Source organism: Pallidibacillus thermolactis, from assembly GCF_025660415.1.
In the GTDB taxonomy this organism is placed as follows: Bacteria; Bacillota; Bacilli; order Bacillales; family Caldibacillaceae; genus Pallidibacillus; species Pallidibacillus thermolactis.
Window position 1 is genome coordinate 133,105 of record NZ_JAOUSE010000004.1, and the last position, 6,424, is coordinate 139,528.

Genomic DNA, 6,424 nt, shown 5'->3' on the forward strand with positions numbered 1-6,424 from the left:
AAATGAAACAAAGATTAAAAGGATCGATTGCTCCAGTTGTAACACCTTTTAAATCAAACTATGAAATTGATTTTGAAGCTCATTCTAGATTAATTGAGTACCAAATTGAAAATGGATCGCACGGTATTTCAGTAACAGGTACTTCAGGTGAACCAAGTTCATTAACGACAGAAGAGCGTATCCAAGTTATGGAACATGCATATAAAACAATTAATGGTCGTGTCCCTTTTGTGCCGGCAACAGGTTCGACAAATCACCAAGAGACACTCCGTCTTACGAAAGTAGCACAGGAAATCGGTGCTGATGCAGCAATGGTGATCGTTCCTTACTATAATAAACCAAACCAACAAGCTTTATATAATCATTTTAAAACCGTTGCGAATTCAGTTGATATTCCCATTATTGTTTACAACATTCCTGGTCGAACAGGTGTGAACTTAGAAGTCAAAACGCTTGCTAGATTAACAGAAGATTGTCCGAATATTATTGGTGTTAAAGAATCAAATAAAGACTTTGAACATGTTAACCGAGTTTTACTATATTGTGGTAGAGATTTTAATTTATATTCCGGTATCGAACTATTATGTTACCCAATGCTTGCCATTGGCGGAGCAGGTTCAATTAGCGCAACTTCAAATGTGGAACCTGCAAAAGTAGCAGAATTGCATGATGCTTGGGAAGAGGGTGATCTTGAAAGGGCACGCAATCTTCATTTTGAATTGATGAAACTAAATGATGTGTTGTTTAAAGATACTAATCCGGCACCAGCAAAATATGCATTAGGCTTAATGGGAAAAATTGAACCTGTTTTACGTCCACCAATGGGACTTCCATCTGCTGAATTACAAGAAGAAATCCGTCAAACTTTGATTGAATACGGAAAAATCCCTGAAACTGTAAAATAAATGGGGCAGCGGGCTAATTCCTTTGTCCCGCTTTCTTTATCATTTTTTACAGGAGGCTCTTATATTAAGTTGAAATGAATTGTTTAATGGAAGGAAGTGAGCCGTATGAAAGAAATTTGTTTTAAACTCCAGGGTGAAGCACAAATGAAGGAAGGGTTATATGATGAAGAAAAGCAATTCATTATGATGAATCGAACTTCTCAAACAATCGACAAGCTCAACTTCGATATACCAATTAATGGAACAATATATGGCACATTATTAAATTATAATGGAGCCTATCAACAATTCGAATCAAAAATGAATGAAAGTCCGTACAAACAACCTCCAAAAGCCCCAGTTTTATATATAAAACCTATCAATACACATGTAGCAAACGGTTCATCCATTTACGTACCAAAAGAAGTTGAAAGTTTAAAAATGGGTGCAGCATTAGGAATTGTTTTTGAAAAAGCAGCAACAAAAGTTACTGAACAGTCCGCATTCGATTATGTTTTCGGATATGTAATTGTCAATGATGTACAAATTCCCCATGAAAGTATTTATCGTCCAGCCGTTAAAGAAATAGCTAGAGACAGTTTTTGTCCTATTGGTCCTTGGATTGTGAAAAAGGAGGAGATTAAAAATCCAGATCATTTGGTTATTCGTGTGTATGTGAATGGTGAACTAAAACAAGTAAATAGTACAGCTAATTTAGTTCGTCCGATTAGTAAACTGATTGCTGATGTAACTGAATTTATGACGTTAAATAAAGGTGATGTATTGTTGGTTGGGATTCCGGAAAATGCTCCACTAGCTAAGGTAGATGATCATGTAACAGTCGAAATTGAAGGGATTGGAAAATTAGAAAACGTTTTGAAATGTGAGGAAACGTTGGTAGGTGAAAAATATGAAACATGCAAGAGTTGCATACGAAGGGGTTATCTATGATGCCATTCAGTTAGGTGAGGGCATTCAGCTTACAAATGGGAAAATCGTAATGGAAGATGAGGTAGTGTGGCTTCCTCCTTTTGTTCCACAAACGATTTTTGCTTTAGGTTTAAATTATGCTGAACATGCGAGAGAGTTATCATTTCATACACCATCAGAACCATTAGTATTTTTAAAAGGGCCAAATACAATCGTCGGACATCGTGGTAAAACGGTACGTCCCTCGGATGTTACATTTATGCACTATGAATGTGAATTAGCGGTAGTGATCGGTAAAATGGCTCGGAATGTAAAGGCGAAAGATGCTTATGATTATATAAGAGGATACACGATTGCAAATGATTATGCTTTCCGCGATTATTTAGAAAACTATTATCGTCCAAATTTACGAGTGAAAAATCGTGATTCATCTACTGCCATTGGTCCTTGGCTTGTGGACGCAGAGGACATACAAGATCCAATGAACTTAAAACTGCAAACTTTTGTTAATGGTGAAAAGACTCAAGAAGGAAATACAAGTGACATGATTATAAGTATTCCTGAACTGATCGAATATTTGAGCGGGTTCATGACATTAAATCCTAGAGATGTGATTTTAACAGGAACTCCAAAAGGTTCTGTCGATACGAAAGTAGGGGATGAAGTGGTAACGGAAATTGAAGGACTTGGTCGGTTAGTAAATACTATAGTCGCAGAACCTGTTTTACAGCAATAAATTAGATGAGAAGGTGAGTGATTGATGCCACATTTTATCCTTGAATATACGGATAACATTAAAGAGGAAGGAAAAATTCAAGAACTATTAAAAAAAGTTAATGATGTACTACTATCCTTTCCAGAAATCATTCCTATCGGAGGATTACGATCTAGAGCCATCGAATTAAATCATTATGTTGTTGCCGATGGAAGTCATAATGATGCCTTTGTCCATGCAACATTAAAACTTGGTAAAGGTCGTTCTGAAGAGGATATTAAAAAGATTAGTGATGCCGTTTTTAATCAAATTCAAGAACACTTTCAAGTTTTATATAACAAACGCTATCTTGCTTTATCAATGGAAGTTTATGAATTTCAAAAGGCTACATACAAATTAAATAACATTCACAATCGCTATAAATAATCGGTACATTTTTGAGGGATATTCTTTACGATTTTGATTCAAGAATGCAAGAAAAACCTGCTACATATAGGTCATTGCTATTACAATATATACAAATGAAAAAGAAGTCATTACGAGGGCAAACAATTAAGTTGACTCGCTGTATAGAGTTTTACAGGCCATTTTGCTATTTTCGTACAATGATAGTAGATGAATGGAAAAGTTATGGCGTCGTCCTTTGGGATGGATATCGTGCGCCTTTTCAGCCTAAAAATGTGAATGATAGTCATTTTACACAAAGAAACATACTCTAGTAGAAAAAACATATTCTACTAGAGATATGAAGAGAATAATATATGAAAATCTTTTGATGAATGGAAATGCAACCTTATCAAAAGAACGATAAATTATTTTAATGGGAAACAATTGCCATAAAGGCAGGTACTTATTATCATAATACAGCAATAATCAGGATAATAATGACAAATGATACTGCAAACTAAATTTTATTTTTTAGATATCCTTCAACATCTTCATGTTTAATTTTTTCTATTATAGATAGAAGATTCATACAAAATACAATGCACCAGATGGGTAATGTAAGAATTCCAATCAATGTAGAGTTTTTTCTCCTCTTTGAAGTGGCTAAAAAAAGTCTGTCCAGAAAGTTTGATTTTCTGGGATCATTGATAGGTACGATGGCGGACGTACATCCAGTGGCACGGCCCCAGTCACCTTAAGTGCAAGCACGTTTGCTCCCACTGGAGACGCCGCCATTTTCTTTCAAATCTATGATTTTGGTGTTTTTGAACGCCCCTAAATACAAAACTTAAATAAAGCGATCGAAGAATTCTAGTATCTTTCGGTATACTAATATCTCATTCTCCTTTTTAGAGAAGCCGTGTCCTTCATCAGGTAATACAATATATTCAACGTCACGTCCTTTTTCCCTTAATGCTTCAACAATTTGATCTGATTCCGCTTTTACGACACGTGGGTCATTGGCACCTTGGATGACGAGCATCGGTTTTGTCATTCCATCTAACCAAGTGATTGGTGAAAACTCAGTTAATTTTTCCTTATCTTTTTCTGGATCACCGACCCATTGATTCATAAATGGTTTCCAAAATTCTGGTACGGATTGTATAAAGGAGAATAGATTGCTTACTCCAAAAATATCAACAACGGCTTTAAAATAATCAGCATGGCGACCATGTAATAACAAGGCCATATATCCTCCATAACTACCGCCCATTAATAAAATTTTGTCACGTTCGGCATAACCATTTTCAATAAGCCAATCGAGCCCATATATATTATCAAGTCGTGGACCGTGTCCCCAATCCCCTTCCACCATTTTCATAAATTTTAATCCATAGTTAGAGGAACCCCGAAAGTTTGGTGCGAAAATGGAATAACCACGATTAATTAAAAATTGAAACATAGCCCTGAACCATTTTCGTTCTATTGATTGCGGACCACCATGTGGCCATAAAATGACATGTCCGTTATTGTTTTCTTCTTTGGCGCGGAAAAATAAAGCTTCCAATTCTAAGCCATCAAAGGAAGGGTAGGTTAATACTTCCGGTTCGACAAGTTCTTCATCAGACACACCTGGGACGCGGAAATGAGTCAGTTCTTCCCATGATAGTCCTTTGTCCGTTGATTTGAACAAGTTATTCGGACGAATGGCTGACCGACCTTGAATATATAAGTTCCCACTATCTGCAACAACAATTTTTTCGACTACACTAACTGGAAGCGAAATACGTTTATGTTCTCCTGAAGAAAGGTCTAAGGAATATAGACGGTCTTCTACACCATAAGCTCCAACAAGATACAGTACTTGATCTTTTTCTGAGAAACTAATAAATTGAAAGTTTTCTTGTTCTAATTGGAGTACTTTTGAAAATTTCTTTGTATCAATTTCAAACTTTGCTAGATAAGAACGGTCAGCATCATAATTGGTAATAAAGTGCACTTCATTTTCGGATGTGTATACAACGTCCGTTACCGTATGTTGTTTATCCGTTGCTGGTGTTAATAAATATTCCTTTTGGTCTGCCAACAAATAGGCTAAAGAGTTCGTGTTACCAAATTGTTTGACAAAAACCAAGTTCTTTTCATTCGGGTTAACAGCATATATAAAGGTTGGAGCGGTTGCTCCTTCTATTATTAGTTTTTCCTCACCAGTTTCAATGTTATAAACATATGAGTTTAAATATGTAGGATTCTCCTTTGTGCTTGCATAATAAAGTCGTTTACCATCCTCTGTTAAATGGAGGAAGAAATGTCGTACTCCTTCATTTGTACGTAGAGGAATTAGTCGTCCTCCTTTTGGTGCCAGTGCATAAAGTTGAGTATTTTCATCTCCGTCATTATCAAATCCTGCAATGATAAACTCTCCATTTTTTGCATAGTGAACAACTTCTGCACTTTGATTTTTAAAGGTTAGTGGATAGGGAAACTGATTTGGTAAATCCATTGCCCAAAGGTTAAAGTGACCATTCAAATTTGTGCTAAATACAATTTGTTTTTCATCGGGGGAAACGGTGAAATTCTCGACAACTAAAGTTTGAAAAAATTGTTCAACATCAGGTTTTGGAAATGATATCAAAAAAAACACTCCTTTTTTGAAAATATATAATAATTTTAACAAACTGAATAAAAGTTGTCAGTTAAGTACGAATTGTAATATAAAAATAGAGTGTAAACGATTCACACATCCTCATTGTCAATTATTCATATTTGTTTAAAACTAGCTTTTTCACCTTCATATATTTTTAGCATTTCTAGCATGAAAAAAGCCTTTCCACTTAATTCCTCGATCTTGCATAAGAAAATCACCTTTTTTGTACTTATTAAATTACGAATTTTGTTTTTATCATTTAAATATAGTTTTATATGAAACACCGTACTGAATAAGGTATTCCAAATTGAATGAGTATAATTACACATAATGATGAATTTATTGATAATGATTTAAACTGCTATAAATTCAAGGCTTATTTATTGTTGGTAAAATTGATAAAAATATATTAAAAAATAAAATCTTTGTTTATTTGATGATGTATAAAATTTTGTGTAAGCAAATTTCTAGATAAATAAAAATAGGTAGGGTATTCTCAGATTTGCGACCAAACAAATTGAGAAAGGATGACCCTACCTATGTCTAGTAGTATACCTAACTCTGACTTCGCAAATCAACTAGAAAATATGATTCGTGAGTTTGTCAAAGAAAAATTAGAGCTCATCATGAAAGAAGAAATCAAAAACTTTCTAGAAGTAGAACAGAAAGAGGTTCATAACTCCAGAAATGGGTATTACACCCGTTCTTTGGATACTAAGTATGGAAAAATTGATCAGCTTTATGTTCCACGAGATCGAAATGGGGATTTTCAAACCCAACTATTTGAACCTTATCAACGCCGCGATGGTTGGCTCGAAGAAGCGATTATTAAAATGTACCAAAGTGGGATGAGCACTCGAG

Annotated in this window: 6 protein-coding genes; 5 read left to right on the plus strand and 1 reads right to left on the minus strand. The window is 34.9% G+C overall.

All coding sequences use genetic code 11. From position 1 onward, the window contains the following. Positions 1–2 precede the first annotated feature (2 nt). From hpaI to OEV82_RS02950, 4 genes are all read left to right on the plus strand, one after another. On the plus strand, positions 3–905 hold the full coding sequence (gene hpaI, locus OEV82_RS02935; protein ID WP_173658431.1) for a 2,4-dihydroxyhept-2-ene-1,7-dioic acid aldolase: 903 nt from the start codon (positions 3–5) through the stop codon (positions 903–905). A gap of 144 nt (positions 906–1,049) precedes the next feature. Next, complete coding sequence (locus tag OEV82_RS02940; RefSeq protein ID WP_263060953.1) at positions 1,050–1,835, plus strand: fumarylacetoacetate hydrolase family protein; 786 nt, start codon at positions 1,050–1,052, stop codon at positions 1,833–1,835. Then, complete coding sequence (locus OEV82_RS02945) at positions 1,795–2,550, plus strand: fumarylacetoacetate hydrolase family protein (RefSeq protein ID WP_173658426.1); 756 nt, start codon at positions 1,795–1,797, stop codon at positions 2,548–2,550. Before OEV82_RS02940 ends, OEV82_RS02945 begins: the two co-directional genes overlap by 41 nt. 24 nt (positions 2,551–2,574) lie before the next feature. Further along, complete coding sequence (locus OEV82_RS02950; protein WP_263060954.1) at positions 2,575–2,955, plus strand: 5-carboxymethyl-2-hydroxymuconate Delta-isomerase; 381 nt, start codon at positions 2,575–2,577, stop codon at positions 2,953–2,955. Positions 2,956–3,763: 808 nt separating this feature from the next. Here the strand turns inward: OEV82_RS02950 and OEV82_RS02955 are convergent. After that, positions 3,764–5,551 (minus strand): S9 family peptidase, encoded by a 1,788-nt coding sequence (locus OEV82_RS02955; RefSeq protein ID WP_263060955.1) that lies wholly within the window; start codon positions 5,549–5,551, stop codon positions 3,764–3,766. A gap of 551 nt (positions 5,552–6,102) precedes the next feature. Here OEV82_RS02955 and OEV82_RS02960 point away from each other — a divergent pair. Beyond that, positions 6,103–6,424: transposase (locus OEV82_RS02960; RefSeq protein WP_263060956.1), on the plus strand; the 322-nt coding region annotated here is incomplete at its 3' end.